Source organism: Achromobacter sp. MUI-25009338 (assembly GCF_057359325.1).
The window spans coordinates 576,129-601,521 of record NZ_CM170627.1 but is presented as its reverse complement, the minus strand read 5'-3'; the positions used below and the strand labels follow the sequence as shown (position 1 = coordinate 601,521).

Annotated in this window: 30 protein-coding genes and 1 pseudogene; 16 read left to right on the top strand and 15 right to left on the bottom strand. The window is 64.9% G+C overall.

Annotated elements, in window-relative coordinates:
* The first annotated feature begins 122 nt into the window (after positions 1–122).
* From AC1IQ6_RS02845 to AC1IQ6_RS02835, 3 genes are all read left to right on the top strand, one after another.
* Positions 123–356 carry an antitoxin VbhA family protein gene (locus AC1IQ6_RS02845; RefSeq protein ID WP_485865790.1) on the top strand — a complete coding sequence of 78 codons (234 nt, stop codon included), beginning with the start codon at positions 123–125 and terminating at the stop codon, positions 354–356.
* A 481-nt stretch (positions 357–837) separates the two neighbouring features.
* Complete coding sequence (locus tag AC1IQ6_RS02840) at positions 838–1,593, top strand: hypothetical protein (RefSeq protein ID WP_485865789.1); 756 nt, start codon at positions 838–840, stop codon at positions 1,591–1,593.
* A gap of 169 nt (positions 1,594–1,762) precedes the next feature.
* Complete coding sequence (locus AC1IQ6_RS02835) at positions 1,763–2,650, top strand: restriction endonuclease (protein WP_485865788.1); 888 nt, start codon at positions 1,763–1,765, stop codon at positions 2,648–2,650.
* Positions 2,651–3,106: 456 nt separating this feature from the next.
* On the opposite strand, the gene soxR is transcribed toward AC1IQ6_RS02835, so the two are convergent.
* Positions 3,107–3,568: a redox-sensitive transcriptional activator SoxR gene (gene soxR, locus AC1IQ6_RS02830; protein WP_485865787.1), complete on the bottom strand. Its 462-nt coding sequence runs from the start codon at positions 3,566–3,568 to the stop codon at positions 3,107–3,109.
* Between the two features lie 85 nt (positions 3,569–3,653).
* Here soxR and AC1IQ6_RS02825 point away from each other — a divergent pair, with 85 nt between their 5' ends.
* The 4 genes from AC1IQ6_RS02825 to AC1IQ6_RS02810 all read left to right on the top strand — a co-directional run bounded on the left by AC1IQ6_RS02825 (position 3,654) and on the right by AC1IQ6_RS02810 (position 6,059).
* Complete coding sequence (locus AC1IQ6_RS02825) at positions 3,654–4,100, top strand: DoxX family protein (protein ID WP_485865786.1); 447 nt, start codon at positions 3,654–3,656, stop codon at positions 4,098–4,100.
* Positions 4,101–4,299: 199 nt separating this feature from the next.
* Positions 4,300–4,779, top strand: a complete 480-nt coding sequence (locus tag AC1IQ6_RS02820) for a carboxymuconolactone decarboxylase family protein (RefSeq protein ID WP_485865785.1) — start codon at positions 4,300–4,302, stop codon at positions 4,777–4,779.
* A 9-nt stretch (positions 4,780–4,788) separates the two neighbouring features.
* Positions 4,789–5,544 (top strand): SDR family oxidoreductase, encoded by a 756-nt coding sequence (locus AC1IQ6_RS02815; protein WP_485865784.1) that lies wholly within the window; start codon positions 4,789–4,791, stop codon positions 5,542–5,544.
* Positions 5,545–5,564: 20 nt separating this feature from the next.
* Positions 5,565–6,059 carry an Ohr family peroxiredoxin gene (locus AC1IQ6_RS02810; RefSeq protein ID WP_209164642.1) on the top strand — a complete coding sequence of 165 codons (495 nt, stop codon included), beginning with the start codon at positions 5,565–5,567 and terminating at the stop codon, positions 6,057–6,059.
* A 3-nt stretch (positions 6,060–6,062) separates the two neighbouring features.
* On the opposite strand, the gene AC1IQ6_RS02805 is transcribed toward AC1IQ6_RS02810, so the two are convergent.
* From AC1IQ6_RS02805 to AC1IQ6_RS02795, 3 genes are all read right to left on the bottom strand, one after another.
* Positions 6,063–7,067 (bottom strand): LysR family transcriptional regulator, encoded by a 1,005-nt coding sequence (locus AC1IQ6_RS02805; RefSeq protein ID WP_485865783.1) that lies wholly within the window; start codon positions 7,065–7,067, stop codon positions 6,063–6,065.
* 141 nt (positions 7,068–7,208) lie between these two features.
* On the bottom strand, positions 7,209–7,643 hold the full coding sequence (locus AC1IQ6_RS02800; protein WP_102773410.1) for a cupin domain-containing protein: 435 nt from the start codon (positions 7,641–7,643) through the stop codon (positions 7,209–7,211).
* A 120-nt stretch (positions 7,644–7,763) separates the two neighbouring features.
* Complete coding sequence (locus tag AC1IQ6_RS02795) at positions 7,764–8,642, bottom strand: RNA polymerase sigma-70 factor (protein ID WP_485865782.1); 879 nt, start codon at positions 8,640–8,642, stop codon at positions 7,764–7,766.
* Positions 8,643–8,861: 219 nt separating this feature from the next.
* On the opposite strand from AC1IQ6_RS02795, the gene AC1IQ6_RS02790 reads away from it, so the two are divergent.
* Both AC1IQ6_RS02790 and AC1IQ6_RS02785 read left to right on the top strand, forming a co-directional pair.
* On the top strand, positions 8,862–9,761 hold the full coding sequence (locus AC1IQ6_RS02790; RefSeq protein WP_111825984.1) for an MBL fold metallo-hydrolase: 900 nt from the start codon (positions 8,862–8,864) through the stop codon (positions 9,759–9,761).
* Positions 9,762–9,949: 188 nt separating this feature from the next.
* Positions 9,950–10,546 carry a hypothetical protein gene (locus tag AC1IQ6_RS02785; RefSeq protein WP_247747559.1) on the top strand — a complete coding sequence of 199 codons (597 nt, stop codon included), beginning with the start codon at positions 9,950–9,952 and terminating at the stop codon, positions 10,544–10,546.
* 555 nt (positions 10,547–11,101) lie between these two features.
* Here the strand turns inward: AC1IQ6_RS02785 and AC1IQ6_RS02780 are convergent.
* From AC1IQ6_RS02780 to AC1IQ6_RS02750, 7 genes are all read right to left on the bottom strand, one after another.
* The gene (locus AC1IQ6_RS02780; RefSeq protein WP_485865781.1) at positions 11,102–12,082 is read right to left on the bottom strand and encodes a Bug family tripartite tricarboxylate transporter substrate binding protein; all 981 of its coding nucleotides are present in this window, start codon (positions 12,080–12,082) and stop codon (positions 11,102–11,104) included.
* Positions 12,083–12,125: 43 nt separating this feature from the next.
* Positions 12,126–13,073, bottom strand: coding sequence for a hydroxymethylglutaryl-CoA lyase (locus AC1IQ6_RS02775; RefSeq protein WP_485865780.1), 948 nt, complete (start codon positions 13,071–13,073; stop codon positions 12,126–12,128).
* Complete coding sequence (locus AC1IQ6_RS02770) at positions 13,070–14,263, bottom strand: CaiB/BaiF CoA transferase family protein (protein WP_485865779.1); 1,194 nt, start codon at positions 14,261–14,263, stop codon at positions 13,070–13,072. The genes AC1IQ6_RS02775 and AC1IQ6_RS02770 overlap by 4 nt, the downstream gene beginning before the upstream one ends.
* 114 nt (positions 14,264–14,377) lie before the next feature.
* Positions 14,378–15,277 carry a LysR substrate-binding domain-containing protein gene (locus tag AC1IQ6_RS02765; protein WP_111825989.1) on the bottom strand — a complete coding sequence of 300 codons (900 nt, stop codon included), beginning with the start codon at positions 15,275–15,277 and terminating at the stop codon, positions 14,378–14,380.
* Positions 15,278–15,320: 43 nt separating this feature from the next.
* Complete coding sequence (locus AC1IQ6_RS02760; RefSeq protein ID WP_102773404.1) at positions 15,321–15,875, bottom strand: DUF924 family protein; 555 nt, start codon at positions 15,873–15,875, stop codon at positions 15,321–15,323.
* Positions 15,876–15,878: 3 nt separating this feature from the next.
* On the bottom strand, positions 15,879–16,148 hold the full coding sequence (locus AC1IQ6_RS02755) for a hypothetical protein (protein WP_102773403.1): 270 nt from the start codon (positions 16,146–16,148) through the stop codon (positions 15,879–15,881).
* An 11-nt stretch (positions 16,149–16,159) separates the two neighbouring features.
* Positions 16,160–16,933 (bottom strand): SDR family oxidoreductase, encoded by a 774-nt coding sequence (locus AC1IQ6_RS02750; RefSeq protein WP_102773402.1) that lies wholly within the window; start codon positions 16,931–16,933, stop codon positions 16,160–16,162.
* Between the two features lie 110 nt (positions 16,934–17,043).
* Here AC1IQ6_RS02750 and AC1IQ6_RS02745 point away from each other — a divergent pair, with 110 nt between their 5' ends.
* Entirely contained in the window at positions 17,044–17,943 is a 900-nt protein-coding gene (locus tag AC1IQ6_RS02745; protein WP_485865778.1) for a LysR family transcriptional regulator, read from the top strand.
* Positions 17,944–17,958: 15 nt separating this feature from the next.
* Here the strand turns inward: AC1IQ6_RS02745 and AC1IQ6_RS02740 are convergent, their stop codons facing one another.
* Positions 17,959–18,732, bottom strand: a complete 774-nt coding sequence (locus tag AC1IQ6_RS02740) for an aminoglycoside adenylyltransferase family protein (RefSeq protein WP_485865777.1) — start codon at positions 18,730–18,732, stop codon at positions 17,959–17,961.
* 69 nt (positions 18,733–18,801) lie between these two features.
* Between AC1IQ6_RS02740 and AC1IQ6_RS02735 the strand changes: the two genes are divergently transcribed.
* Positions 18,802–19,419 (top strand): ABC transporter ATP-binding protein, encoded by a 618-nt coding sequence (locus AC1IQ6_RS02735; protein WP_485865776.1) that lies wholly within the window; start codon positions 18,802–18,804, stop codon positions 19,417–19,419.
* Between the two features lies 1 nt (position 19,420).
* On the opposite strand, the gene gstA is transcribed toward AC1IQ6_RS02735, so the two are convergent.
* Positions 19,421–20,023, bottom strand: a complete 603-nt coding sequence (gstA, locus tag AC1IQ6_RS02730) for a glutathione transferase GstA (RefSeq protein WP_485865775.1) — start codon at positions 20,021–20,023, stop codon at positions 19,421–19,423.
* A 103-nt stretch (positions 20,024–20,126) separates the two neighbouring features.
* Here gstA and AC1IQ6_RS02725 point away from each other — a divergent pair, with 103 nt between their 5' ends.
* Positions 20,127–20,999, top strand: a complete 873-nt coding sequence (locus AC1IQ6_RS02725; RefSeq protein WP_485865774.1) for a LysR family transcriptional regulator — start codon at positions 20,127–20,129, stop codon at positions 20,997–20,999.
* Between the two features lie 20 nt (positions 21,000–21,019).
* Here AC1IQ6_RS02725 and AC1IQ6_RS02720 read toward each other — a convergent pair whose 3' ends face one another.
* Together AC1IQ6_RS02720 and AC1IQ6_RS02715 are read right to left on the bottom strand one after the other, a co-directional pair.
* On the bottom strand, positions 21,020–21,406 hold the full coding sequence (locus AC1IQ6_RS02720) for a cupin domain-containing protein (RefSeq protein ID WP_102773388.1): 387 nt from the start codon (positions 21,404–21,406) through the stop codon (positions 21,020–21,022).
* Between the two features lie 75 nt (positions 21,407–21,481).
* Positions 21,482–22,324, bottom strand: coding sequence for an AraC family transcriptional regulator (locus AC1IQ6_RS02715; RefSeq protein ID WP_485865773.1), 843 nt, complete (start codon positions 22,322–22,324; stop codon positions 21,482–21,484).
* A 130-nt stretch (positions 22,325–22,454) separates the two neighbouring features.
* On the opposite strand from AC1IQ6_RS02715, the gene AC1IQ6_RS02710 reads away from it, so the two are divergent.
* The 4 genes and pseudogenes from AC1IQ6_RS02710 to AC1IQ6_RS02695 all read left to right on the top strand — a co-directional run bounded on the left by AC1IQ6_RS02710 (position 22,455) and on the right by AC1IQ6_RS02695 (position 25,272).
* Positions 22,455–23,471, top strand: coding sequence for an amino acid ABC transporter substrate-binding protein (locus AC1IQ6_RS02710; protein ID WP_102773386.1), 1,017 nt, complete (start codon positions 22,455–22,457; stop codon positions 23,469–23,471).
* 134 nt (positions 23,472–23,605) lie between these two features.
* The gene (locus AC1IQ6_RS02705; protein ID WP_102773385.1) at positions 23,606–23,887 is read left to right on the top strand and encodes a peptidylprolyl isomerase; all 282 of its coding nucleotides are present in this window, start codon (positions 23,606–23,608) and stop codon (positions 23,885–23,887) included.
* An 84-nt stretch (positions 23,888–23,971) separates the two neighbouring features.
* Positions 23,972–24,109: pseudogene (locus AC1IQ6_RS02700) on the top strand (integrase); the annotation flags it as partial.
* Positions 24,106–25,272, top strand: a complete 1,167-nt coding sequence (locus AC1IQ6_RS02695; RefSeq protein WP_485865772.1) for a PDDEXK nuclease domain-containing protein — start codon at positions 24,106–24,108, stop codon at positions 25,270–25,272. The pseudogene AC1IQ6_RS02700 and the gene AC1IQ6_RS02695, both read left to right, overlap by 4 nt.
* Positions 25,273–25,393 lie beyond the last annotated feature (121 nt).

Genomic DNA, 25,393 nt, shown 5'->3' with positions numbered 1-25,393 from the left:
ACAGGCGATCCATAGCAAGTAAAACAAGACAATTTCAGCGCAGCATCCTGGAGGTTGCGTGTACCTAAACCAAAATACTCGTACCTCTTGTAAAATCGAGTTACCTACAGCAAGGGGACACCATGGCTGGCGAAGATAAATGCGGGTTACAGCCCCACAAAACCATATCAGATGCCGAACGCGGTCGACGCCAATCGGCTGTTAACTACGCGCGGGCCTCCGTCAGTCTAGAAGGTTTCTCGCTCAGTGACGCAGATGAGGCCCACGCCCAGCGTTTCATCGATGGTCAGATCAGCCTGCAAGAGTTTGTGCAGCCGCGCGCTGACGCGTTAACGATCCCAAAGTCTTCGTCATGACGAAGAAATTTAGGATTTGGGGACTAGTGCAGGATAGGCTGTCGCCGGTTTTTGCATTACATGTGCGATCCAGTATTTAGACGTCGTTAAATTTTTGGTAGTAGCGCTGATTTAGAACCGGCACCTTACGGCGACCCATAAGGCTGTTGCACGAAGCTGCCATAGAGTTTTTGCATTCGTACGGGGATCAAAATAAAGGCAGCCACACATGGGAAGAGATATAACCCTTTATCCCCAAAGAGCCTCAAGAATCGAACTCAAAGAATACGTTGAGAGCCTCGGGTTCGTGAGGTGTAAGCACCTTTGGGATTGGCCACGAGGTACGCTCAACTATTCTTGGTTCGACGCCAAAGACTTTAGGTCTATTGATGGCGTTTCGGCCGACATTTATCCTGTTTCCGGAGAAGAACGACAAATATCTGGCAACGAGTGGGCCCTGCACGTTCGAAACCTATACAGTGCTAGCTGGCACGATGTGAAGATGTTGAATGAAGTGCTTAGAGGTGCCCGGCAACGCTTCGGAGGGACGATTCGGGGGGATTATGGAACAAATAGGTACGCCCCCCTCTGGGAAGACAAAAGCACTCCAATCAGTCGCGGGGTCTCAGCCATTTATCAAAGGGTCGATCAGGACCTACGGGCAATTAAGTACGCTTTGCCAAATTCCAGCATTTCGACGCCTAAGATTGAAGACGCGGACGCCAAAACGCGTGCATTTATTGATTTTACCCATAGCTTCGACCCATCTCGCGTCATCTACAACGGCCTTGTTCCATTTGCAGTATCAATGTTTGAGTATTTTTTCTCGCGAACCTTCCGAGTACTTATTGCATATGACCCGTACGCACTAGAGAAGCGAACCTCTCATAATGCACGCATCGATTTCTCAACACTTGTTCAGATCAACAATGGTGACATAGCCATTGAAGACATAATCGCTGAGGCATATACCTTTCAAAACCTTCATCAACTAAATAAGGCCTATCGTGATTGGCTGGAAATTGATGTTCGGAAAATTCTTTTCAAGAAAAAAAGAATCGGCAGAAAGGTCTTGTTTTTAGAAAATAGGCTCCATGAGATTATTCAATACCGACATGGCGTTGTTCATCATTTCGAACTAGATCGATCACTGACCAAGGAAAAGTACATAGCAATCCTTGACGCTGTACAAGCGAGCATACTGGAATTCGTGAACGCTCTCGAAATGAAGTACAAAATAGAGATTGAGAAGCTTTGAAAACAGTTTCAATGCGTCTTTTACAACTCGCCAAAAAAATCCTCGACAGGACCATCTGCGAGCTACGCTTTGCAAATTCTCTCCGCAGCTCATTTACAGCATTGTCCGGCAACCATGTATAACTTACGTCCGTTTCTTATTATTCGCTTTTCAAGGATCATCGCTCACCATGCTTGATTTCACAGAGCTTTCAGATGACGGTCAAGATCTTGAGCTATTGGTTCGAGAACTGCTATTTAGCATCGGATACAAAGTCTACTGGAGTGGCCGCGGCCCGGATGGAGGACGGGACCTTGTATGCATCGAGGAAGACCATAGCATTTTTCTAAAAACCTCTAAAAAATGGTTAATTCAATGCAAGCATAAAGCGAAATCAGGAAATAGCGTAGGTGTTAGCGACCTCGATGACATTATTACAAGTTGCGTTCAACACGCGTGTGACGGGTATGTGTTGGTCACATCAACTCACCCATCTTCTTCCGTGGTCGAGCGACTGGAGCACATTACGAATAACGACAGAACACCAATTATCGCCACATATTGGGATTCGGTTGAGTTAGAGCGTCGGTTGAGAACTGCGCAACAGTGGAATATAGCGCAGCGCTTTTTTCCAAATAGCGCTGGTGGTTGGCAAATATTCGCAAGCGAGAGACCCAATCACTGGACAGCGAATTTCAAAGGAAATTATTTCCATATAACAAATAGAATTGGATCATCTTGTCAGTTTTATCTCGATAAGATAGAAACAAAACTAGAACAGCTTATTCAACTTCAGCTTCCTGAAAAGCACTTCTTGAGACTGCGGAGCGTTTATTTTGACGATAAGCATGGCACCTTTGTCTGGTATATAGACTACATGCATCCTAGTACGCAACCGCCCATCTATACTGTCGAGCAACTTGAAGGCGAGCTACCTCAAGACTGGAACGATAATTTTGATATAAAAATGCGGGGCTATTTAGAGCACAGCGACCATTATGACAAAGATCATTACGATTTTTATGATCGTTACATGGGCCAATTCATTCTTGGCATGTATCGTCCACGTGGATCGTGATAATACGTACAACCCGACCTGCCGTCGGCGATCGTTTTTTGGTAATACTCTACTTTGATTCGAGTGCGCTCACCGGCGCGCCGCCCCCTCGTCAACACTGTACCGAAATTTCGGTACATTAGAGGTACAGCGACCAGTTTTGACCAATTCCGACAAAATACGCCAATCTACTGATTTGAAACTGGTTTTACCTATTCCACCCTACGCTAGAATTCGCCCCATTTCCCTGTAGAAACACTGTAAATCGCCGACTCAAAATCCCCCGCCGCAAGACGTGCCGGTCCCATTCCGGCCCCACCACCAAAATACAGTCCAAAGTAGTCCGAGGTAGGCTCCAATCCCCGCAGAAGTCAACGCTCTGCGGTTTTTTTTTTCGTCCCTGGCGCAATGCCAAACGGTGAAAGCCCGGCCGACATGCGTCGCCGATTCATCGACGACCAATGAGAGGCAAAATGCTCACGGCCGTTCCAGAATGCGAGGTCCCGGACCTTCCGCCCCAAGTGCATCCTGAGGATTACGCAAGGGGCATTCTTCCAGCGACAGGCAGCCACAGCCGATACAGCTATCCAGTTCGTCACGAAGCCGCGTCAGCTTCTTGATGCGTTCGTCCAGACTCGCGTGCCAGTGCGAGGACAACTCCCGCCACTGCTCAGCGGTGAGCTTGCTTCCCGCCGGGAAGCGACCAAGGGCCTCCTTGATTTCCTCCAGTGGAATGCCCGTGCGTTGAGCCACCTTGATGACGGCGATATGGCGCAATACGACTGAAGCGAACCGACGCTGGTTGCCGGCATTGCGCGTGCTTGTGATCAGCCCTTTCGTCTCATAGAAATGAATCGTGGAAACCGGCACGCCGGCACGATGGGCCACCTCCCCGACCGTGAGTAAGCGAGAAAAATCGATCGGTTTCTTTACGTTCACGGCTTGACCTCAAGTTTGCTTGAGGTTTTATAGTCCGCGTCGCCCATATTGGCAAGCTCATCCGACTCTTCTGCAGTGAACACGCATGCAACTCTTTATTTTCAGAATCTTGGACAGCCGCTGGCTGTGGATCTTCGCGCGCATTCTGCTGGCGGCAGTATTCATTTCATCCGGGTTAAGCAAGTTGCTTGATTTCCAAGGGGGACAAGCCGAGATGCGCGCGGCCGGGTTGCAGCCGGATTGGCTGTTCAACATAGCGACCATCTCTGTATTGCTGGGCGGCTCGGTACTACTGTTGATCGACCGTGCGCTATGGCTGGGAGCCGGGGCGCTGATAGTGTTTCTCCTGCTCACCATTCTGGTCGTGCATCGCTTTTGGGCCCTCGATGAGCCCGCGGCGACGCAAGCCATGTACTGGGCCTTTGAGCACATATCGCTTGCCGGAGGGTTGCTGGCGGCTGCGATCGCCAGCCGCTCCCGCAGGCGCCTGCATACGGCGCTGGAACTCTATTACGGCGCGACGTCGCGTTGAAGCAGAGGCAGCCAGAAGGCGGGCGATTCTGATTGCACAACTACAGCATTGACCGTCACGGTCGGCTGGGCGCGGGTCATGTCCGACCCCGCCAGGATTGTTGCCATCAAGGCAACACGATGATCCCCCACCCAGGCCTTCTGCCCCCTCCCTCCCCGCCCTACGATGCGTCCGTAGTCAACCAATCGAGGGAATCACCATGAGTCAACGTCTGAATGCCTATGCGCAATCGCCCGAGTTATTCAAGAAGTTCGTCGAGTTCGGCCTGCTCTTGAAATCCGGCGCGATCGAGCAATCGATCCTGTCCCTGGTGGAGATTCGCGCCTCGCAGATCAACGGCTGCGCGTTCTGCCTGGATATGCACGTGAAAGAGGCCAAGATTCGCGGCGAGCGCGAGTTGCGGCTGCACCATGTGGCGATCTGGCGGGAATCCACCGAGTTTTCGCCGCGCGAGCGTGCCTGCCTGGCCTGGACCGAGGCGCTGACGACGCTGGGCGCCCATGGAGTGCCCGACGAGGTTTACGAGCGTGTGCGCACGCAGTTGTCTGAAAAGGAGATCTCCGACCTGAGCTTCGCGGTCATGGCGATCAATGGCTGGAACCGCCTGAATGTGGGTTTCCGGACGGTGCCCGGTTCGGCGGACAAGGCATACGGCCTGGACAAGGCCAGGTTCAACTGAGGAGTCATCATGAAGATCCTGGTTATTGGCGGGACGGGCCTGATCGGTTCCAAGCTCGTGAAACTGCTCGACGAGCGCGGGCACGAGGCGATTGCCGCGTCGCCCGCGACCGGCGTCAACACGGTTACGGGCGAAGGCCTGGACGCGGCGCTGGCGGGCGTGGATACGGTGGTCGACGTTGCGAATTCGCCGTCGTTCGAAGACCGCGCCGTGCTGGAGTTCTTCCAGGCCTCGGGGCGCAACCTGATGGCGGCGGAGGCCCGGGCCGGCGTGCGGCACCACGTCGCGCTGTCGGTGGTGGGCACGCAGCGCCTGGCGGAAAGCGGTTACTTCCGCGGCAAGATCGCGCAGGAAGCACTGATCGCGGCGGCCGGTATTCCCTACACCATCGTGCACAGCACTCAGTTCTTCGAGTTCCTGGGCGGCATTGTGCAGTCGGGCACGGAGGGCTCGACGGTGCGGCTGTCGCCGGCCTTCGTGCAACCCATCGCGTCCGATGACGTGGCGCTGGCCATGGCCGACGCCACGCTGGCGCCGCCGGTGAACGGCATCGTGGAGATCGCCGGACCGGAGCGGGTGCGCCTGGCCGAGCTGGCGCAGCGCTACATGGCCAGAACGGGCGACACGCGCAGCGTGCAGGCGGACGCCGACGCGCGGTATTTTGGCGCGCTGCTGGACGACGACACGCTGGTGCCGGGTCCCGGACCGCGGCTGGGCAGGATCGATTTCGAAACCTGGTTCAGCCGTGCGGGCGCAGGCAGGTAGCGGCGGGCGCAAGGACCCTTATGGGCAAGCTGCGGCCGCCTCCCCCAAGTCTCCTCGTGAAGTACCGGGGCGCGGATTTCCAGCCTCTGTACACGACCAGCGTGACGGTGCGCGGCGGGGAGGCGGCGCATGGCCGAGCCTCCGGCATGGCGATTTCGGACGACGGCGAGCTGATCGTGGAGCTGCGCCTGCCGGTGGAGCTGGGCGGCACGGGCGGGGGCACGAATCCGGAGCAGTTGTTCGCCGCCGGCTATGCCGCGTGCTTCCACGGCGCGCTCAGCATGCTGGCGGAGCGCGCCGGCGTGGCCATCCCGGACGCGTCGGTGACGGCCACGGTCTCGTTCGGCCGCGACCCGGTGGACGGCTTGTTCGCGCTGTCCGCGGATATCAACATCCACCTGCCGGGCGTGCCTACGCCGGAGGCGCAGGAGCTGGTGCGCAATACGGAGCGCCTGTGTCCTTATGCCAAGATGGCGCAGGGCGGAATCGCCAGCGTCGTGGCGCTGAGCCAATAGCGGTCAGGCCTGTTTCAACAGCAGGCTGTCGATGGTTTGCAGGTCGAGCGCGCGTATGCGTTCGGTCATGAAGTCGATGAACACCCGCATGCGCGCCGGCAGATGCTGGCGGCTGAGAAAGCACAGGTAGTGCCCCCGGTCGTCGGGCGCGTATTGCGGCAGGCACTGGACCAGGGTGCCGGCGCGCAGATGTTCGCATACCTGGTAGCCGGCCATCTGGGCCAGGCCGTGGCCGTCGAGCACTGCCTGCAGGACGAGATCGGCATCGTTGAAGGTGAGCATGGCGGGCGGCGCGAACTTGCGCAGCTGGCCGCCGACCTTGAATTCCCATTCGTATACGCGGCCCGACGCCAGCAGGAAATTGACGCAGCCGTGGTCCGGGAGCGCTTCCACGCTGTCCGGCAGCCCGTATCTGGCGGCATAGGCGGGCGAGGCGCACAGCATCATCTGCATCGGAATCATTTTCTTGGCGATCACCTGGCTGTCTTCCATGCGGCCGTTGCGGAACGACACATCGACACGGTCCGTGGTGAAGTCGGTCGGGCCGTCATCCAGCAGCAGCTCCACGGATATGTTGGGGTTGGCCTGGCGGAAGTCTCTCAGCAGCGGGGCGACGACCTTGCGGCCGAAGCCCACGGTGGAGCAGACACGCAACTGGCCGGTGGGCGGGCCTACACGCAGGTCGCGCATGTCGTCCAGGGCCTGGATGATGCGTGCGACGCCAGGATGGCACTGGTCATAGAAGCGCTTGCCTTCCACGGTCAGCGAGGTGCTGCGCGTGGTGCGCACGAAGAGCCGGGTGCCGAGCTGGTCTTCGAGCTTCTGCACGCTGCGGCTGACCGCCGAGCGGCCGATGCCGAGCCTGTCGCCGGCCTTGGCGAAATTGCCTTCGGCGGCGACGGCCATGAAGGCCACGACGCCTGCGTAACTGGTCGCGAAACTATCGGCCAGGGAGTCGGGACCGTTTGCGCGAGGGGAAACCGGGGGAGCGGGAATGGGAGTAGGCATGGTGGCGGCGCCGCGAGTGGGTTGTTCCTAGCTCCTAAGACGTTGGACTCCCGGATTTCGTGACGCGAACCCGAAAAAAAAAACCGGCCAGCCCCGGCACATGGTGCCGGGGCTGGCCGGGATGGGGGTTATCGCCGTCCCTTATTCGATGGGGATCAGGGCGGGCGCGCCCTTGTTCTTGATCAGCACGACCACGAACCTGGCGGGCTCGGTCTGGCTGGCGTTGCGGCCCACGGTGTGGATGTCGTCAGGCCCTTCGTAGAAGGTCTGCCCCGGGGTCAGGGTCACTTCCTTGCCGCCCTTGACCTGCATGACGACGCTGCCTTCGAGCACGTACACGAAGGCCGAGGCGTCGTGGCGATGCAAGGGGTCGGCCGCGCCAGGCGGGTAGTCGACGAGAAGCATCAGGGCATTCTTGCCGGGAATGTCCGGCAGGTCCTTGCTCATCAGTTCGGTGACGACGGGGTCGGCCGGCTTGCCGGCGGGCGTGGCATGGTGCGAAGCCGCATAGGCGGGCCGGCCCAGCAGCGCGCCGGCTGCGATCAAGGGCAAAGCGAGTTTGGTGAGTGTCGACATGGCCTGTCCTGGTCGGAATGGAGACTGGCCCATGTTAGGAGCGGCCGCGGCGGCGCGGTAGGCGCGCGCGAGGGATCACCATGTTGCCTGCCGCGCACCAAAACCGATACGGGGAACGCGTCAGCGCTGCGCCAGGGCCGCCGCGATGCGCGCGAGCTTGTCCGGATTGCGCTGCACCAGTACCCGGGTCAGGCGCCTGCCGTCTGTTTCGTAGGACTGCACGGATTCGAGTTCGCCGTCGATGAAACGCAGCAGCGTCCATTGCCCGTTGACCTGGACCACCTCGGTGCTGAGGGCGTCGCGGTAGCGGCGTTTGCCGGCGTAGAACAGCTGGGCCAGCCGCTTGCCGCCCACCAGGCTGGCGAAACTCGTGGCCTTGCCGCCGCCGTCGCCGATGAGTTCGGCGTCGTCGCTCAATAGCGCGTGCAGGCCGTGGAAATCGCTGCGCTGCATCGCATCGGCGAAGGCCAGCAGCAGCCGTTGCAGCGTGGCGCGCGGCACGGCCTCGCGCGGGGCGCCCTGGCGCAATTGCAGCCTGGCCCGCCTCACCAGCTGGCGGACCGCGGCCTGGGATTTGCCCAGGGTTTCGGCGATGTCCTCGTATTCCGCGTCGAACACCTCGCGCATCAGGAAGGCCGCGCGGGCGTCGGGCGTCAGGCGCTCCAGCATGAACAGAAAGGCCACGGACACGTCGTCGGCAAGTTCGTGGATCTGTTCGGGCGTGGACGGAGCCGCCATCAGCATCGGCTCCGGCAGCCAGACGCCGACGTAGTTCTCGCGCTCGGCCTTGGCGGCGCGCAGGCGGTCGATGGACAAGCGCGTCGTGACGGTGACGAGCCAGGCTTCGGGGTTGTCCAACGCGGCGTGGTCGGCGCCATGCCAGCGCAGCCATGCGTCCTGCACCACGTCTTCGGCTTCGGCCACCGAGCCCAGCATGCGATAGGCGATCGCATACAGGCGCGGACGATGGCGGTCGAACAGGGTCACGGAGCCGGTCATGGAATGGGCCAACGCCAGCAGGCTAGGGAGCGGGAAGCAGGCTATTTTGCCGCAGCGGTCCGGGCGCGACAAGATCATTCCCCAGTTGGCGCTTTGACGCGCATTGGTGCGCGTCGCACAACAGCGTGCTTCCGGCTGCGTGCCTACCGCGCGGGAAACCCCGCACCTACCATGCCCTCACCGCTTCCCCACGCAGCACCTCTTCCTGGAGATATCGCCATGTTCGCCATAGAAAACACCGAATCCATCGACCTGGTTCCTTCGCGCTACGCGCTGCAGATCGGCGACATCGACGCGCTGGTCGTCAGCGACGGCGTGCTGCCGCTGCCGACCGCGACGATGGCCACCAATGCCGCCCCTTCCGACCTGGCGGCCTGGCTGGAGCATATGTTCATGCCTCCGGATGCCTTCGACTGGCCGCTGAACGTGATGGTGGCCCGCAGCGGCGATCAAACCATTCTTATCGATGCGGGGCTGGGCGGACAATTTGCAGGCTTTCCGCGCGCCGGGCAGTTTCCGCAGCGGCTGGAATCCGCCGGCATCGCGCTGGAATCCGTGACCGACGTGATCGTCACGCACATGCATATGGACCACGTGGGCGGACTGCTGGTGCCCGGCGTCAAGGAACGGCTGCGTCCGGACGTGCGCATCCACGTGTCCGCCACCGAGGTGGCATTCTGGACCTCGCCGGACTTCTCGCACACCGTCATGCCCAAGCCAGTGCCCGCGGTGCTCAAGTCCACCGCCACCAGCTTCTACAACGAATACCGCGATCGACTGCGCCTTTTCGAAGACCGGCATGAGGTCGCGCCGGGCGTCATCGTCCGCCTCACCGGCGGACACACGCCGGGGCACAGCGTGGTCGACCTGATCTCCGGCGGCGAACGGCTGACCTTTGCCGGCGACGCCATCTTCCCCGTCGGGTTCGACCATCCCGAATGGCACAACGGCTTCGAACACGACCCCGAGGAATCGGCGCGCGTGCGCATCGGCCTGTTCCAGGAGCTGGCGCAGAACCGCGGGCTGCTGGTCGCCGCGCATCTGCCGTTCCCCTCCGTGGGCCGGGTCGCGGTCGACGGCGATGCGTTTCGCTGGGTGCCGGTCATCTGGGATTTCTGACCGCGTTTATTCAGGCGTGCGCGACGCGGTCGGCATCGTGCTGGCCCGAGGGACCGGGGCTCGCCGCCCATACTCCGCGATGAGGGGATAATACGCACCCCGCCACATTACCGAGGCGGGGCTGCAAACGCTTATTCACTCATTTACGGAGGAACCTCACTTTGCCTAGCGCCATGAAAATCGTTGCCATGAGCGGTCTTGCACTTGCCCTCGCGGCGTGCGGTAGCGCCAAGGACGCCAACAAGAGCAACTTTGGCAAGGCCGTCCAGGCCTATCTGGATACGCAGAAGGGCCTGTGCGCCGCCATCCCCGGCAAGGGCATGCCGTTCACCGTGAGCAAGCAGGAACTGTTCGGCCAGCAGAACCTGGTGCGCGCCGACGCGCTGGTCGATGCCGGGTTGCTGACCAAGCGCGACACCGAGGTCAAGGCGATGTTCGGCAACAAGATGGAGCCGGCCACGGAATATCAGATCACCGACATGGGCAAGAAGTACCTGGTGGCCGAAGGCGCCAACACCATGGGCCGGCACGATGCGTTCTGCACCGGCAAGTACTCGGACGTGGAGATCCAGAACTTCACCGAGCCGAGCGACATGATGGGCATGAAGGTGTCGCGCGTGAATTTCCGCTACAAGGTGAAGGACGCGGCCGACTGGATCAAGACGGAAAGCGTGCGCGCGGCCTACAAGAATATTGCGGATCAAACGCAAGGCGATATCGAGGGCAAGGCCGCTCTCGTCCTGACCAACGACGGTTGGATGCACGAGCGGTTGTTCAAGGGTTGAAGCGTTGAATCGGCGTGCGCCGCATCTCTTTCGATGAGGCCCATCCTTTTGCACGCCGTCTCCGGCCTGGAACCGGTCTGAAAAAAACCGGCCAGGCCCATTGCCCGTTCGCGGGGGACATACATTGGCGCCACGCCCACCTGGCCGGCAACGAACTTTGCAGAGTTGCCGGCCATCAGGTGGCGGTTGACCAATCTAACCCCACGTACCGCGAATGGCAGGCGCGAACACTCATATCGGGTGCGGCCTGAACCGCTATGGCGGTCAGCGACAGGAGCAGTTCAAGTGTCCGATATTCGTTCGCCCGGGCGCCGCCCAGCCTGCGGCGGTTGCCGGTTTGTGTGCAGAAGAAAGCATCGCGAGTATTGCCGGAGAGTCAGACATAAGCGGCTGCGCTTATGTGCGCCGCCGAGGATAGGCGATCGCCATGGATGCCCCGGACGGAGTCGGAGAGGCCTTCGGCATCTAGGCCGGCGCTGCACGCCATCGCACTGACGACGCGCTTGCCCTCGAACAGAGCCACCTCCAGGTGGCTCTGTCGTTTCTGCGCAGAGATTAATTAGCGCTGATATTCGCCGCCTTCACCACCTTGCCCCAGCGGTCCAGTTCTTCCTTGGTGTAGGCGCCCAGTTCCTTCGGGTCCATGTAGCGGGCTTCGGCGCCCTGCTCGGCGGCCTTTTGGCGGAAGGCCTCGGTGGCCATGATTTTCTTGATTTCGCCGGACAGTTTGTCGACGACGGCGGGCGGGGTGCCGGCCGGCGCGTACATGGCGAACCAGGAGGAGACGATGAGGTCGGGGTAGCCGGCTTCGGCGGCGGTGGGCACGTCGGGCAGGCTGGGCAGGCGCTTGTCGCCGGTGACGGCCAGGGCGCGCAGCTTGCCGGCGGCGATGTGGCCCAGCAGCGGCGGCGGCGTGGTGATGGTGAGGTCGACGGCGCCGCCGAGCAGGTCGTTCAGGGCCGGGCCGGTTCCCTTGTAGGGGATGTGGGTGATCTGGATGCCGGCCATCTGGTTGAGCAGTTCGGTCGCGACCTGCTGCAGCGAGCCGTTGCCCGAGGAGGCGTAGTTGAGTTTGCCGGGGTTGGCCTTGGCGTAGTCGACCAGGTCCTTCAGGGTCTTGATGGGCAGGTCGGGGCGCACGACGATGACCTGCGGGGCCGAGAGCACGTTGGCGACGGGCGCGAAGTCCTTGATGGGGTCCCAGCCCACGTTGGGCGAGACGTGCGGGGTGATGGCCTGGAAGCCCGAGTATTGCAGCAGCAGGGTGTAGCCGTCGGGCTGGGCGCGGGCGACCATCTGGCCGGCGATGCCGCCGGAGGCGCCGGGCTTGTTGTCGACGACGACGGTCTGGCCCAGGGCCTGGCCCAGCGGCTGGGCGATGAGGCGGGCGGCGATGTCGGTGGTGCCGCCGGGCGCGGCGGAGACGATGAGCGAGATGGGGCGCTCGGGATAGCCGGCGGCGTGCGCGGCGGTGGCGCCGAGGACGGCGGCGGTGGCTAGCGCTGCGCTTAGCAGACGGTGCTTGGCAAGGTGCATGGTGAGTCTCCTGTTTGTTATGGATGTGTGGATGGCCGCGGGCTCAGGCGGTGGGGAAGCGTTCGGCCAGCCAGGCCGGCGGCTGATGGGTGGCCAGGCGCGGGCCGGCCGTGAGCAAGGGGTTGGTCAGGGCGCGCTGCACCAGGCCGGGCAGGCCGCGCACGATGTCGAGCAGCGGGGCCAGCTCGACGCCGGTGGCCACGCCCATGCAGTCGAACATGTGCACGAGCTCTTCGGTGTTGACGTTGCCGCTGGCGCCGGGCGCGTAGGGACAGCCGCCCAGGCCGCCGGCGGCGGCGTCGTAGCGGGTGACGCCGGTCTGCCAGGCGGCGATGGCGTTGGCCAGGGCCATGCCGCGGGTGTTGTGCAGGTGGACGGTGAGCGCGGTGCGCGGCAGTTCGCGCTGGAAGGTCTCGCACAGCTGCGCGACCTGGGTCGGGTAGGCCATGCCGGTGGTGTCGCACAGGGTGAGGCCCTGGGCGCCGGCGTCGGCCAATTGCCGCGCAAGCCGCATGACGTCGGCGGCGGGCACGTCGCCGTCGAAGGGGCAGCCGAAGGCGGTGGACAGCGATACGTTGCAGGGCACGCCGGCGTCGCCGGCGCGGCGCAGAATGGCGGCCAGTTCGTCGAAGGACTGGGCGCGCGTCATGCGCAGGTTGGCGCGGTTGTGGGTTTCGCTGCAGGACATGACGAGGTTCATTTCGTCGGTGCCGCATTCCAGCGCGCGTTCCAGGCCGCGGATGTTGGGGATGAGCGCGGTGTAGACGACGCCGGGCCGGCGCGCGATGCGGCGCATGACGTCCTGGGCGTCGGCCAGGGCCGGGATGGCCTTGGGCGAGGTGAAGCTGGTGACTTCGATGCGGGCGAAGCCGCAGGCGGACAGGGCGTCGACGAAGGCGACCTTGTCGTCGGTGGCGACCAGGGCGCGTTCGATCTGCAGGCCGTCGCGCGGGCCGACTTCGTTGATTTCGATGCGTTGCGGGCCGTTCATGCGATCACTCCCCGGGCGCGCAGGCCGGCGCGCTGCTGGTCGTCGAGGCCGGCGGCCTGCAGCACGGCGTCGGTGTGTTCGCCCAGTTGCGGGGCGCGTTCGCGGATGGCGCCGGGGTTGTCCGACAGGCACGGGAAGACGGCGGGCATTTCGACGTCGATGCCGCTGGCGGCGCGCAGGCTGGCGATGGCGCCGCGGGCGCGGTAGTGCGGGTCTTGCGCGATGTCGGCGACGCTGTAGATGCGCCCCGCCGGCACGCCGGCCCCGCGCATGGCGTCGAGCACGCCGTCAATGTCGCGCTGGGCGGTCCATGCGCCGATGGCGGCGTCCAGTTCGTGGGCGCGGCGCGCGCGTCCGTCGTTGTGGGCGAGGTCCGGGTCGGCGCCGAGGTCGGCGCGCCCGATGCGCTGCATGAGGCGCTGGAAGATGGCGTCGCCGTTGCCGGCGATGAGCACGTAGCCGTCGCGGCAGGGATAGGCGTTGGACGGCGCGATGCCGGGCAGCGCGGCGCCGGCGGGTTCGCGCACCGCGCCGAAGACGGAGTACTCCGGCAGCAGGCTTTCGCTGAGGTTGAAGATGCTCTCGTAGAGGGCCGCGTCGATGACCTGGCCCTGGCCGCCGCGCGCGTCGCGCTGGTACAGCGCCAGCAGCACGCCCATGGCGCCGTGCAGGCCGGCGATGGTGTCGCCCAACGAGAGGCCGGCGCGCACCGGGGCGCGGCCCGGCTCGCCGTTGAGGTAGCGCAGTCCGGCCATGGCCTCGCCGATGGCGGCGAAGCCCGGCTCCTGGGCCTTGGGGCCGGTCTGGCCGTAGCCGGAGATGCGCAGCATGATGAGGCGCGGATTGAGCGCGTGCAGCGTCTCCCACGACAGGCCCCATTTCTCCATGGTGCCGGGGCGGAAGTTCTCGATCAGCACGTCGGCCTGGGCGGCCAGCTGGCGCACCAGGTCCTGGCCTTCGGGCTGACGCAGGTCGACGCAGACCGATTGCTTGTTGCGCGACTGCGCTTCCCACCAGACCGAGGTGCCCTCATGCAGCAGGCGCCATTTGCGCAGCGGATCGCCCTGCCCCGGCGGCTCGATCTTGATGACCTGCGCGCCGAAGTCGGCCAGGGTCTTGGCGGCGAAAGGCCCCGCGATCAGTTGCCCGAGTTCCAGCACCCGTATGCCGGCCAGTATCTGCCCCGCCATGTCGTCTCCGTGTCTGTGGCTTGATGTGGAGAGGCAGTTTGCGGGCAATCGCCGCCAGGCGGGTATGGGCGAATGGGCAAGGGGGTTTTCGCGGATGGAGAAAGGGCCGCGGCCTCAGCCCGTCTGCCGGGCCAGGCTGGCGACCAGCAGGCGCGCGGCCACGGGCAGGCTGTCCGGGTCGCGCACGCCCAGCAGCAGGCGGCGGCGCGACCATTCGTCGGTCAGCGCGATGAGTTGCAGCTGCATGGAGCGCGCATGCGGTTCGGCGGCAATGCGCGGCAGGATACCGATGCCGCCGGTGGCCGCCACCATGCGACAGATGGCGTCGAAGCTGCGCACCTGGATGCGCAGGCGGATGGTTTTCTCGAGGCGCGCGCTTTCGTCGGCCAGGCGGGTGGCCAGCGAGGTGGCCGGCGGCAGCCCGACGTAGTCGTAGTCCAGGGTGTCGGCGAACGCCACCTGGGCGTGCGCGGCCAGCGGGTGGCGCGGCGGCGTGATGAGGACGAGTTCGTCCAGCCGGTACGGCACGGTGGTCAGGCCGGCGGCGGGCGTGCGGTCGGCGAAGATGCCGACGTCGGCGCGGTTCTCGGCCACGGCGGTGACGATGTCGCTGCTGTTCTGCTCTTCGAGCTGGATGCGCACGGCCGGATGGCGCTGCATGAAGGCGGCCAGGTCTTCGGGCAGGAACTGGGTCAGCGAGGAGGTGTTGGCGGCGATTCGTACCTGGCCGCGCACGCCCTGGGCGAAGTCGGACAGCACGCCGGCCATCTGCTCGACTTCCTGCAGCACGCGCTGCGCGTGCGCCAGGCAGGTCTGGCCGGCGTCGGTCAGTTCGACGCCGGCCGCGGTGCGGTACAGCAGCGGCGTGCCAAGGGCGTTTTCCAGGTCGGAAATGCGCTTGCTGGCCGCGCCCACCGCCAGGTGCGACTGGCGCGCGCCGGCCGAGATGCTGCCCTGGCGCGCCACGGCAACGAACAGGGCCAGCGTGACCAGGTCGAAGCGGGCTGGATTCATGGTGTGGGCCGTTGAGAGTCAGGCGGCCCGATTTTATAGAAAACTAGCCGGCAAAGCCTCCGGCGGCCAGAAAGGCGCGCTCGGGCGCGGTGGTTTCGCGCAGCAGCAGCGGGTTGCGATGGGGAAACTTGCCGAAGCGCCGGATGATCTCGCGGTGTCCTTCCGCATGGGACCGGGCGGCCGCGCCCAGCCGGGCGTTGAGCTCGACCGACAGTTCCTGGTCGGCCAGGTTTTCCGAATGCGCGAACGGCAGGCAGAAGAACAGTTGCAGGGCCGGCTCGGCCTGTTCCATGTGGCCGCGGGCGATGGCCTGGCGCGCGACGCGCAGCGCCAGGCCGTCGGTGGCGTACATGTGGGCGGTGCCGCGAAACGCATTGCGCGGGAACTGGTCCAGCAGGATCAGCAGCGCCAGCGAGCCGTGGGCGTCGCGGCTCCAGTGTTCGCATTGGCCGCGCGCGGCGGCCAGGTGCAGGTCCAGGAAACGCGCGCGGAAGGTCCGGTCGAATTCGGGATTCTTGTCGAACCAGTGGCCCGCGCGCCCTGCTTCGCGCCAGAAATCCACCACCTCGCGGATTCGCCGGCTGTCGGCGTCTTTCATGGTTCAGCCCCGCGACAACTGCCACGCCGCGGCGACGGCCAGCGCGGCGGGCACCGCGAACACGATCAGCAGGATGGGCAGCTCCTGGCGCACGCTATAGCCGGCGTGCGCCACGCCCACCCACATGTTGACCAGCGCCACCGCCAGCCAGGCCGGCACGAAGGCCTTGGCGGCCAGCGCCATCCCGGCGGCGCTGGCGCCCCAGAGCCAGCCGAACAGCACGAAGACGGCAAGCAGCGCTACGCCGCCCAGGATGACCGCTGCCATGTGCATGGACGCTCTCCTTACTTGGTCGTGTAGCCGCCGTTGATCAGGATGGTCTGGCCGGTGATCCACCAGCCGTCGCTGACCAGGTGGCGGATGAAGGGCACCACGTCCTCGATGTCGGTCAGGCCGGTCTTGCTGAAGGGCGACAGCGCCGCGGCCGACTGGTGATAGGCCACCGCGTCGGCGCCTTCCTGGCCGTAGAAGAACGGCGTGTCCATCGGGCCGGGGCCGACCGCGGTGACCGAAATGCCGCGCGCGCCGAATTCCTTGGCCGCCGCGCGCGTGAAGTGCTCGACCGGGGCCTTGGTGCCCGCGTAGGCCGAATAGAACGGCGTGAACGCGCCCAGCAGCGAAGTCACCAGCGTGCAGATCTTGCCGCCGTCGTTGACGTGCTTGCCCGCCTCTTTCAGGAAGAAAAAGGCCGACTTGCCGTTGACCGCCGCCATCTCGTCGTACTCGGCCTCGGAGATCTCCGAGAACGGCTTCTTGAGCACCTTGCCGACCGTGTTGATGGCGATGTCCGGACGGCCCACCGCGGCCACGGCGTCGGCGAACAGCTTTTCCATCGCGCCGGCCGAGGTCAGGTCGCCCTGCAGCGCCACGGCCTTGGCGCCGGCCTGTTCCACCGCCGCCACGGTGGCGTCGGCCTCGGCCTTGCTCGCGGCGCTGTTGTAGTGGATGGCGATGGCCTTGGCGCCCTGCGCGGCCAGGTCGCGGGCGATCAGGCCGCCCAGGTTCTTGGCGCCGCCGGCGATCAGGACCACTTTGCCTTGGATGCTGTGCTTGGACATGGGATTTCCTTGTCGTGGTGAGGGAGTGCAGCCACTTTATTCGCTGGATTTATCCCAATAAATACGGTAGTTATGTCTACACTATCCAGGATTCATTACCAATCACGCCCATGGACCGCATCGACCAGCTCCGCATCTTCATCCGGGTCGCCGACAGCGGCGGGTTCACCCTGGCCGCCGACCAGCTCGGCCTGCCCCGGCCCACGGTATCGCTGGCGATCCAGCAGCTGGAGGCCAGGCTGGGCACGCGGCTGTTCAACCGCACCACGCGCCGAGTCGGCCTGACGCAGGACGGCGAGGCCCTGCTGGAGCGCGCCGTCGCGCTGGTGGCCGACACCGAGGAACTGGAACAGCGCTTCCGGCCGCAGGCCCAGGCCCTGAGCGGCCGCCTGCGGGTGGACCTGCCCAGCCGCATCGCGCGCCGCCAGGTGGCGCCGGCGCTGCCGACGTTTTTCGAGCAGCACCCGGGCATCGAGCTGGACCTGGGCTCCAGCGACCGGGCCATCGATCTGGTGCATGAAGGCATAGACTGCGCGCTGCGCGTGGGCGAGCTGCCCTCCAGCAGCCTGGTGGCGCAGCCGCTGGGCACGTTCCGGCTGATCAATTGCGCCAGCCCCGCCTACCTGGCGCGCCACGGCGTGCCGCGCACCCCCGCCGACCTGCAGCGGCACCTGGCGGTCAATTACGCCACGCCGAACTATGGCCGCGCCGCCGCCTGGGAATGGGAGGAGCATGGCCGGCTGCAGACGCTGACCATGCGCGCCCAGGTCTCGGCCAACAACGCCGAAACCTATATCGCCTGCTGCCTGGCCGGCCTGGGCCTGATCCAGATCCCCGCCTTCGACGTGCGCGAGCATCTCGAAGCCGGCGAGCTGGTGGAAGTCCTGCCCGGCTGGGCCGCGCCCGCCATGCCGGTGCAGATCGTCTACCCGCACCGGCGCCATCTGTCGCGGCGCGTGCGCGCATTCAACGGATGGCTGGCGCAGGTGCTGGCGCCTTGCCTGGCGTAGCGCCGCCGCCCCGCCTCACAAGGCCGCTTCCACCCGCGCGCGCAACACGCGCGCGGCTTCGCCGACCTGCCGGCGGCGCGCGGTCCAGTCCGTTTCCGCGCCATCCAGATAAGCGGCGCGCGCCAGCGCCAGCACCTGCGCGGTTTGCGTCGGCAGGCGGTCGGCGGCCCAGGCGGCGGCCGCGTCCTTGGCGACGATGTCGCCGCTGACCGCCGTTCGCCACATGCGGGCCAGGGTCAGCAGCACGTTGCGCTCATCGCCTTCGAGCCCGGCCATGAGCGCCGGCAGCGCGTCGGCCATGGCGCGCCGCAGGTCGTGTTGCGGCACCTCGGGAAGCAGCTGCCGCGGCGCGGGACCGAAAAGCGGCAGCGCGGTCTGGCGCGCCTGGGCCAGCACGATGGTGAGCTCGGGGTCCGCGAGCGGCAGCGGCACGCCGCCGGCCTCGAACCCGGGCCGCAGCCATTCGCCGTACACGAATTCGCTGCGCGCCGGATACGGCAGCGGGTCGAGATCGTGCCGGTCGAACACCAGGATTTCCAGCGGCCTCATCGATTCGGAGCGCGCCGGATAGGCCGACAGCGCCATCAGGTCGCGCGTGAGCGGGCCGCGCGCGTCGGCGGCCAGCGGCCCGTCGGTCACGGCCAGCAGGTCCACGTCGCTTTGCGGCCGCAGGCCGCCGCCGCGCGCGGAGCCATGCAGGTATACGGCCAGCAGCGCGGGGCCGAGACGGCGTTGCAGGACGGCCAGGGCCTGACCGGCCTGGCGGGGAATGTCGGGAGTCGCGCTCATGGGCCGATGTTAGCGCGGGCGCGCAGGCCGGTTGTGGCTGCGCGCCGCGTTCGTGCGTACACTTGCGGCATGCTACGCATCGACAATCTCAGCAAACGCTACGGCGACTATTCCGTGTTCCGGGGCCTGACTTATACGTTCGGGCCTGGCTGCTACGCGCTGTGCGAAGAAGACAACACCGGCAAGTCCAGCTTGCTGAACATCATCGCCGGCGTCATCGCGCCCGACGGCGGAGAGGTCTGGATCGACGGGCATTCGCTGTCGGGTTCGCCCGAAGCGGCCCGCGCCCGGCTGGCCTTCGCGCCCGACAATTGCCTCGCGTTTCCCGAGATGACCGGGCGCGAGCTGCTCGAACGGGTCGCCGCCGACAAGCGGGTGGCGGTCGATGCCGGGGCGCTGGACCTGGCCTGCCGGCTGGGGCTGGAGCCGCATCTGGACAAGCGTTTCGAGCAGATGTCGACTGGCTCGCGCCGCAAGGTCTACCTGGCCGCGGCCGCGCTGGGCGATCCCGCCGTGGTCGTCGCCGACGGACCCAGCAACGGGCTGGACGCCCAGGCCAGGTCGGCGCTGGCCGAGCAGTTCAGGATCTGGTCGCGCGACCGCGTGGTGCTGTTCGCCAGCCACGATGAGGAACTGGTGCAGGCCTGCGGGGCACGCCCGCTGGAGATCGCGGCGCTGCGCGCGTAGCTCATTGCGCTTCGGCGGCCAGCGCCGCCTGCACCGCGGGCCGCGCCGCGATGCGCGCCTCGTAGGCGCGCAAGCCGGGCCAGCGCTGCAGGTCGAAGGCGAAGAAGCGGCGCCAGCCCAGCACGGTGTACAGATAGGCGTCGGCCACGCAATACGGGTCGCCCATCAGGTGGGCGCGATCCGCGAGGATGCCGTCCAGGTAATCGAAGCGCTTGAAAAGCCGCTCGCGGAAATGCGCCAGGGCGGCGGCGGGCATGCTCGCCTGGAACAGCGGCGCCGAGCCGGCGTGGATTTCGCTGGTCACGAAGTTGAGCCATTCATGCAGGCGCGTGCGCTCGCGCGTGCCGCAAGGCGGGGCGAGCTTGCGGTCCGGGCGCAGATCGGCCAGGTGCTGCAGGATGGCCGGCCCTTCGGTCAGCACGTCGCCGTCGTCCAGTTCCAGCGCCGCCACATAGCCTTTGGGGTTGATGGTCCGGAAGTCGCGTCCGTCCGCAGTCTGCTTGGTCCGGTTGTCCACCCGGACCAGTTCGAACGGCAGCTCCAGTTCGCGCAGCACGATGTGCGGCGCCAGCGAACAGGTATGCGGTGCGTAATAAAGCCTCATGAAGTCTCCGGCAAGGGTTGTGATGGAGAAGCAGTCTGCGGCGGCGCACAGCATATGTAAAATCAATGATCCATTTTTCTATCATTAGCTCAGCTAATTAATCATGTTGAACCTGGGCCACTGGCGTCTGCTGGCCGCCACCGCCGACACCGGCAATATCTCGCGCGCCGCCGAGCGCGTGGGCATGACGCAATCCGGCGCCAGTCAGGCCATCGCGCAACTGGAGGCATCGCTGGGCATCCAGGTCTTCACGCGCTCGCGCAAAGAGGTGAAGGCGACGGCGCTGGGGGCCGAGGTGACCGAGCACGCCCGCGCCATGCTGTCCCACCTGGAGTCGATCCGCGCACTGGCCGACGCCAGCCGCGGCCTGAGCCGGGGCCGTGTGCGCCTGGGCAGTTTTCCGTCGGTAATTTCGACGCTGCTGCCGCCGCTGTTGCGCAGCTTCGGCCAGCGTCATCCCGGCATAGAAGTGGTGGCGCTGGAGGGCACGGACGAAGAGGTCGAGGACTGGCTGGCGCAGGACGCCATCGACCTGGGCGTGACGCTCAATCCGGCGGCTGGCCGGAAAGCGCTGATCCTGGGCCGCGACCGCTGGATGGCGCTGCTGCCCGGCGCGCATGCCCTCGCCCGGCGCTCATCGGCCGCCGGCGTGACGCTGGCCGAGCTGGCCGCGCAGCCGTTCATCCTGGCGACCGGAGGCTGCCGCGTGAACGGCGCCAGCCTGGCGCGCGAAGCCGGCCTGGCGCTGGGCGACGTGCGCGTCACGGTGCGCGACTGGGCCAGCGCCTGCGCGCTGGTGCGCGAAGGCATGGGGGTGGCGGTGGTGCCGGAGTCCACCCTGCCCGCGGACCTGCGGCAACTGCGCGCCCTGCCCCTGACGCCGGCGGCGCGCCGCGAGTTCGGCCTGGTCCGCTCGGCGGCCGGCCGGCAATCCGCGGCGGCCGGCGCGCTGTGGAAGCACATCGCCGGCGGCTGAAGCGTCCGCCCGGCCGCCGCTCAGATCCAGACGTCGTTCGGCGCGGTCCGTTCGCCGCCCTGGTCGCCGGTGTTGGCCACGCCGCGCGGCTCGATCAGCAGCATCCGCACCTCTTCGCGCGCATAGGGTTTGTGTTCCACGCCCCTGGGCACGACGTACATTTCGCCCGGATTGACCAGTACGTGGCCGTCGCGGAAGTCGATGCGCAGCTGGCCGTGCAGCACGATGAAGGTTTCGTCGGTGTCGGGATGCGCGTGCATGATGAATTCGCCTTCGATCCTGACCAGTTTGAACTGGTAGTCGTTCATCTCCGCGACGACGCGTGGCTGCCAGCGGTCGGCGATGAGGGCGAGTTTCTGCTCGAAGTTGATGGATTGCGCGGGACGCTGCGCCTGGGATGCTTGCATGATCGGCTCCTGGTGTTTGCGGGATACGGCAGTGTGCCGGCCGGCGCGGCTGCGGTCTTGTACGATCGTGCAGGCTCAGGCGGGCCGCCGGCCGCGCAGCCAGCGCAACCAGCGGCCCGGCGCCATGCCGTAGGCCTGGCGGAAATGCCGGGTCATGTGGCTCTGGTCGGTGAACCCGGCCCAGACGGCGGCCTGGGCCAGCGGCTGGCCGGCGGCGGCCAGGCGGCGCGCCAGCTCCAGCCGGCGCATCGTCAGGTAGCGGTAGGGGCTGGTGCCGTATAGCGCCCGGAAGTCGCGCGACAGGCTCCAGCGGTCCCGCCCGCTGGCCTGTTCCAGTTCGTCCAGCGTGACGGGATGCGCCAGCCTGTCCAGCAGATAGGCCCGCGCCAATTCGGCGGCGCGATAGTCCACCGCCCGCCGTCCGCGCCGCGCGCCGGCCGCGGCGTCCAGCGCGCTGGCCAGTTCGTAGATCGCGTCGTCCTCTTCCAGCGGGTCGGGGCAGTCCAGCGAGCGCAGCAGCGCGTCGGAAGCCGCGTACAGGCGCGGGTCGGACGACAGGCCGCCGGCGATGAAGGGCAGCGGCCTGCCGCCCAAAACTTCCTGGATCAGCGCCGGCTCGATATAGGCCATGCGGTAGCGAAAGCCCTCTTCGGTGCCGGCCTGCCCGTCGTGCGGCTCGTCGGGGTGCAGGACGATAGTGCCGCCGGGCAGGCTGTGCGCCATGCCGCTGCGGTAGTGAAAGCTCTGCACCCCGGCCAGGGTGCGGCCGATGGCATAGGTGTCATGGCGGTGCATGTCGTAGCCATGCCCGCCGAAATAGGCTTCGATGCGCTCGACCTTGCGCGCGCCCGGGGCGCGCTGCATCCAGTCGCGCCCGGACGCCGCCGGGCCGCCTGCGCGATCCTCTGGCTTTTTCATGTTCGGCGACGGGAAAATTCCGATCTGCGAATTTAACGGGAATTCCCTGATATTCCCACCCCGGGCCGCTGGCTACCATTGCGCGCACGCTAAGCCGCCGCCCGGCGGTATTTCTTTGCGCGGAGACATCATGAAAGCACTGAAACTGATCGCGGCGGGCTCCGCCCTGTTCCTCTCGTCGTGGGCCGCCCATGCCGGCGCGACCTTCGACAGCGTCAAGAGCAAGGGCTTCGTCCAGTGCGGCGTGTCCACCGGCGTGGCGGGCTTTTCGGTGAACGACAGCAAGGGCGGCTGGATCGGCCTGGACGTGGACCTGTGCCGCGCGCTGGCCGTCACCATGTTCGGCGACGCCTCCAAGGCCAAGATCATGGCCGTCAGCGCGCTGCAGCGATTCACCGCGCTGCAGTCGGGCGAAGTCGACGTGCTGCCGCGCAACACCACGCTCTCGCTGACGCGCGACACCACGCTGGGCCTGATCGGCGTGGGCGTGAACTACTACGACAGCCAGGGCATCATGGTGAACAAGTCGCTGAACGTGAAAAGCGCCAAGGAGCTCGACGGCGCCACGGTCTGCGTGCAGCCCGGCACCACCACGGAGCTGAACCTGGCCGACTGGTTCCGCTCCCAGAACATCGTGTTCAAGCCGGTGGTGGTCGAACGCCTGGACGAGATCATCCGCGCCTTCGCAGTGGGCCGCTGCGACGCATTCACCGGCGACAAGTCGCAGCTGGCGGCCGCGCGCAGCAATCTGGAGAACCCGGAAAAGTACGACATCCTGCCGGAGAACTTCTCCAAGGAGCCGCTCGGCCCCATGGTGCGCCAGGGCGACGAGCAGTGGTTCAACGTGGTGCGCTGGACCCTGAACGCCATGCTGGAAGCGGAAGAATACGGCATCACCTCCAAGAACGTGGACGACATGCTCAAGAGCACCAATCCCAACGTGCAGCGCCTGCTGGGCGTGACGCCGGGCATGGGCAAGCACCTGGGCGTGGACGACAAGTGGGCCTACAACGTCATCAAGACCATCGGCAACTATGGCGAGAGCTTCGAGAAGAACCTGGGACCGAGCAGCCCGCTGAAGCTGCCGCGCGGCCTGAACGCCTCGTACCGGGACGGCGGGCTGATGTACGGCTGGCCGGTGCGCTGACGGGGGCTGTATTGAAGGGATACGTATTCGTGGCGGGCGCGCGGGCCCTGGCGAGTTACCCTAGGGTTACAGCGCCCGTCCGCTGAATGCGTTACTCTCCCCCTCCCAAAAAACGAGTCAGCAAGGAGCTCAACATGGCACAAGCCTCCGCCCGTCACATCCTGGTCTCCACCGAGGCCAAGGCCAACGAACTCAAGACCGCCATCGAGAACGGCGCCGACTTCGCCCAGCTGGCCAAGGAAAACTCCAGCTGCCCGTCCAGCCGCGACGGCGGCAACCTGGGCACCTTCGGCCCGGGCCAGATGGTCAAGGAATTCGACACCGTGGTGTTCAGCGCCCCGGTCGGCGTGGTCCAGGGTCCGGTCAAGACCCAGTTCGGCTACCACCTCGTGGAAGTGACCAGCCGCAACGACTGAGCCGCAGCCGGTCCGCAGTAGATACGCAAGCCGCCGCCGGGTTTCCGGCGGCGGTTTTTTTTTTCACGATGACTCCAGTAGCACACAGGTCACAAGACCGTGGCGATGTTTATGCACTATGTTCATACCGAGGACAAGCCGGTGCGGGATGCGGCCGAACTGACGGCGAGTCGGCGGCTGGCGAGTACCGGGGCGTCCCGTTCTATGGAGGCAAGAGCATGACAAGGAAGACGCCTGCGGCAACGCGGAAACCCGCCGCCTTACCGGCTGGCTATGCCGGTATCCAAGGTGGCATCGTGAAGCTGCTGGACGCGGCGCGCCAGGCGGCGGCGCGCAGTGTCAACGCACTGATGACAGCCAGCTATTGGGAGATTGGCCGTCGGATCGTCGAGGCCGAGCAGAAAGGCAGGCGGCGGGCCGGTTACGGCGAGCAGTTGATCGCGCGGTTGTCCGCCGACCTGACGGCCCGATTCGGGCGCGGTTTCAGCCCGGACAACCTGGAGAGCATGCGGCGCTTCTTCTTCGCTTACCCCCTTGAGACAATTTCCGAGACACTGTCTCGGAAATCTGGAGACGGATTGCCCATAGAGAATTCCGAGACAGTGTCTCGGAAATTCGACCTCGCCGAACTGGCCCAGGTCTTCACCCTGCCGTGGTCGGCCTATGTCCGCCTGTTGTCGGTCAAGGATGACCATGCCCGCCAGTTCTACGAGGCAGAGGCACTGCGCGGCGGCTGGAGCGTGCGCCAACTCGACCGGCAGATTGGAAGCCAGTTCTACGAACGGACAGCCTTGTCCAAAGACAAGGCTGGGATGCTGGTCAAGGGGGCAGTGGCCAAGCCCGAGGATGCCATCACGCCCAATGATGCAATCAAAGACCCCTATGTGCTGGAGTTCCTCGACCTCAAGGACGAGTATTCGGAATCTGACCTGGAAGCAGCCTTGATCCAGCGGCTGGAAGACTTTCTGCTGGAACTGGGCGAAGGCTTCACCTTCGTTGGGCGGCAACGCCGACTGCGTATCGACCAGACCTGGTATCGCGTAGATCTGCTGTTCTTCCATCGCAAGCTGCGCTGCCTGATTATCATTGACCTGAAGCTGGGCAGCCTGACCCATGCCGACGTGGGGCAGATGCATATGTACTGCAACTATGCCAAGGAGCATTGGGCCTACCCGGATGAAAATCCGCCGGTGGGCCTGATCCTGTGCGCCGACAAGGGCCATGCCCTGGCGCGATATGCGTTGGATGGCTTGCCGACCAAGGTGATGGCGGCGAACTACCGGACGGTGCTGCCAGATGCTGAATTGCTGCAAAAAGAGCTGGAGAACACGCGGCGTCTGCTCGAATCTCGTGAAACGCTGATCCCCAAAAGACGCACGAAATAACCGGGTGTCACGTCACTTGCGCTGGCGGTACCGACGACTATCGCGCGGCGTGCGCGGCGTGGGGCTTTTTCGTCTGGGGGGATGGCGCGGCGCAGCACCGAAAAACCTATCAAATGATTAT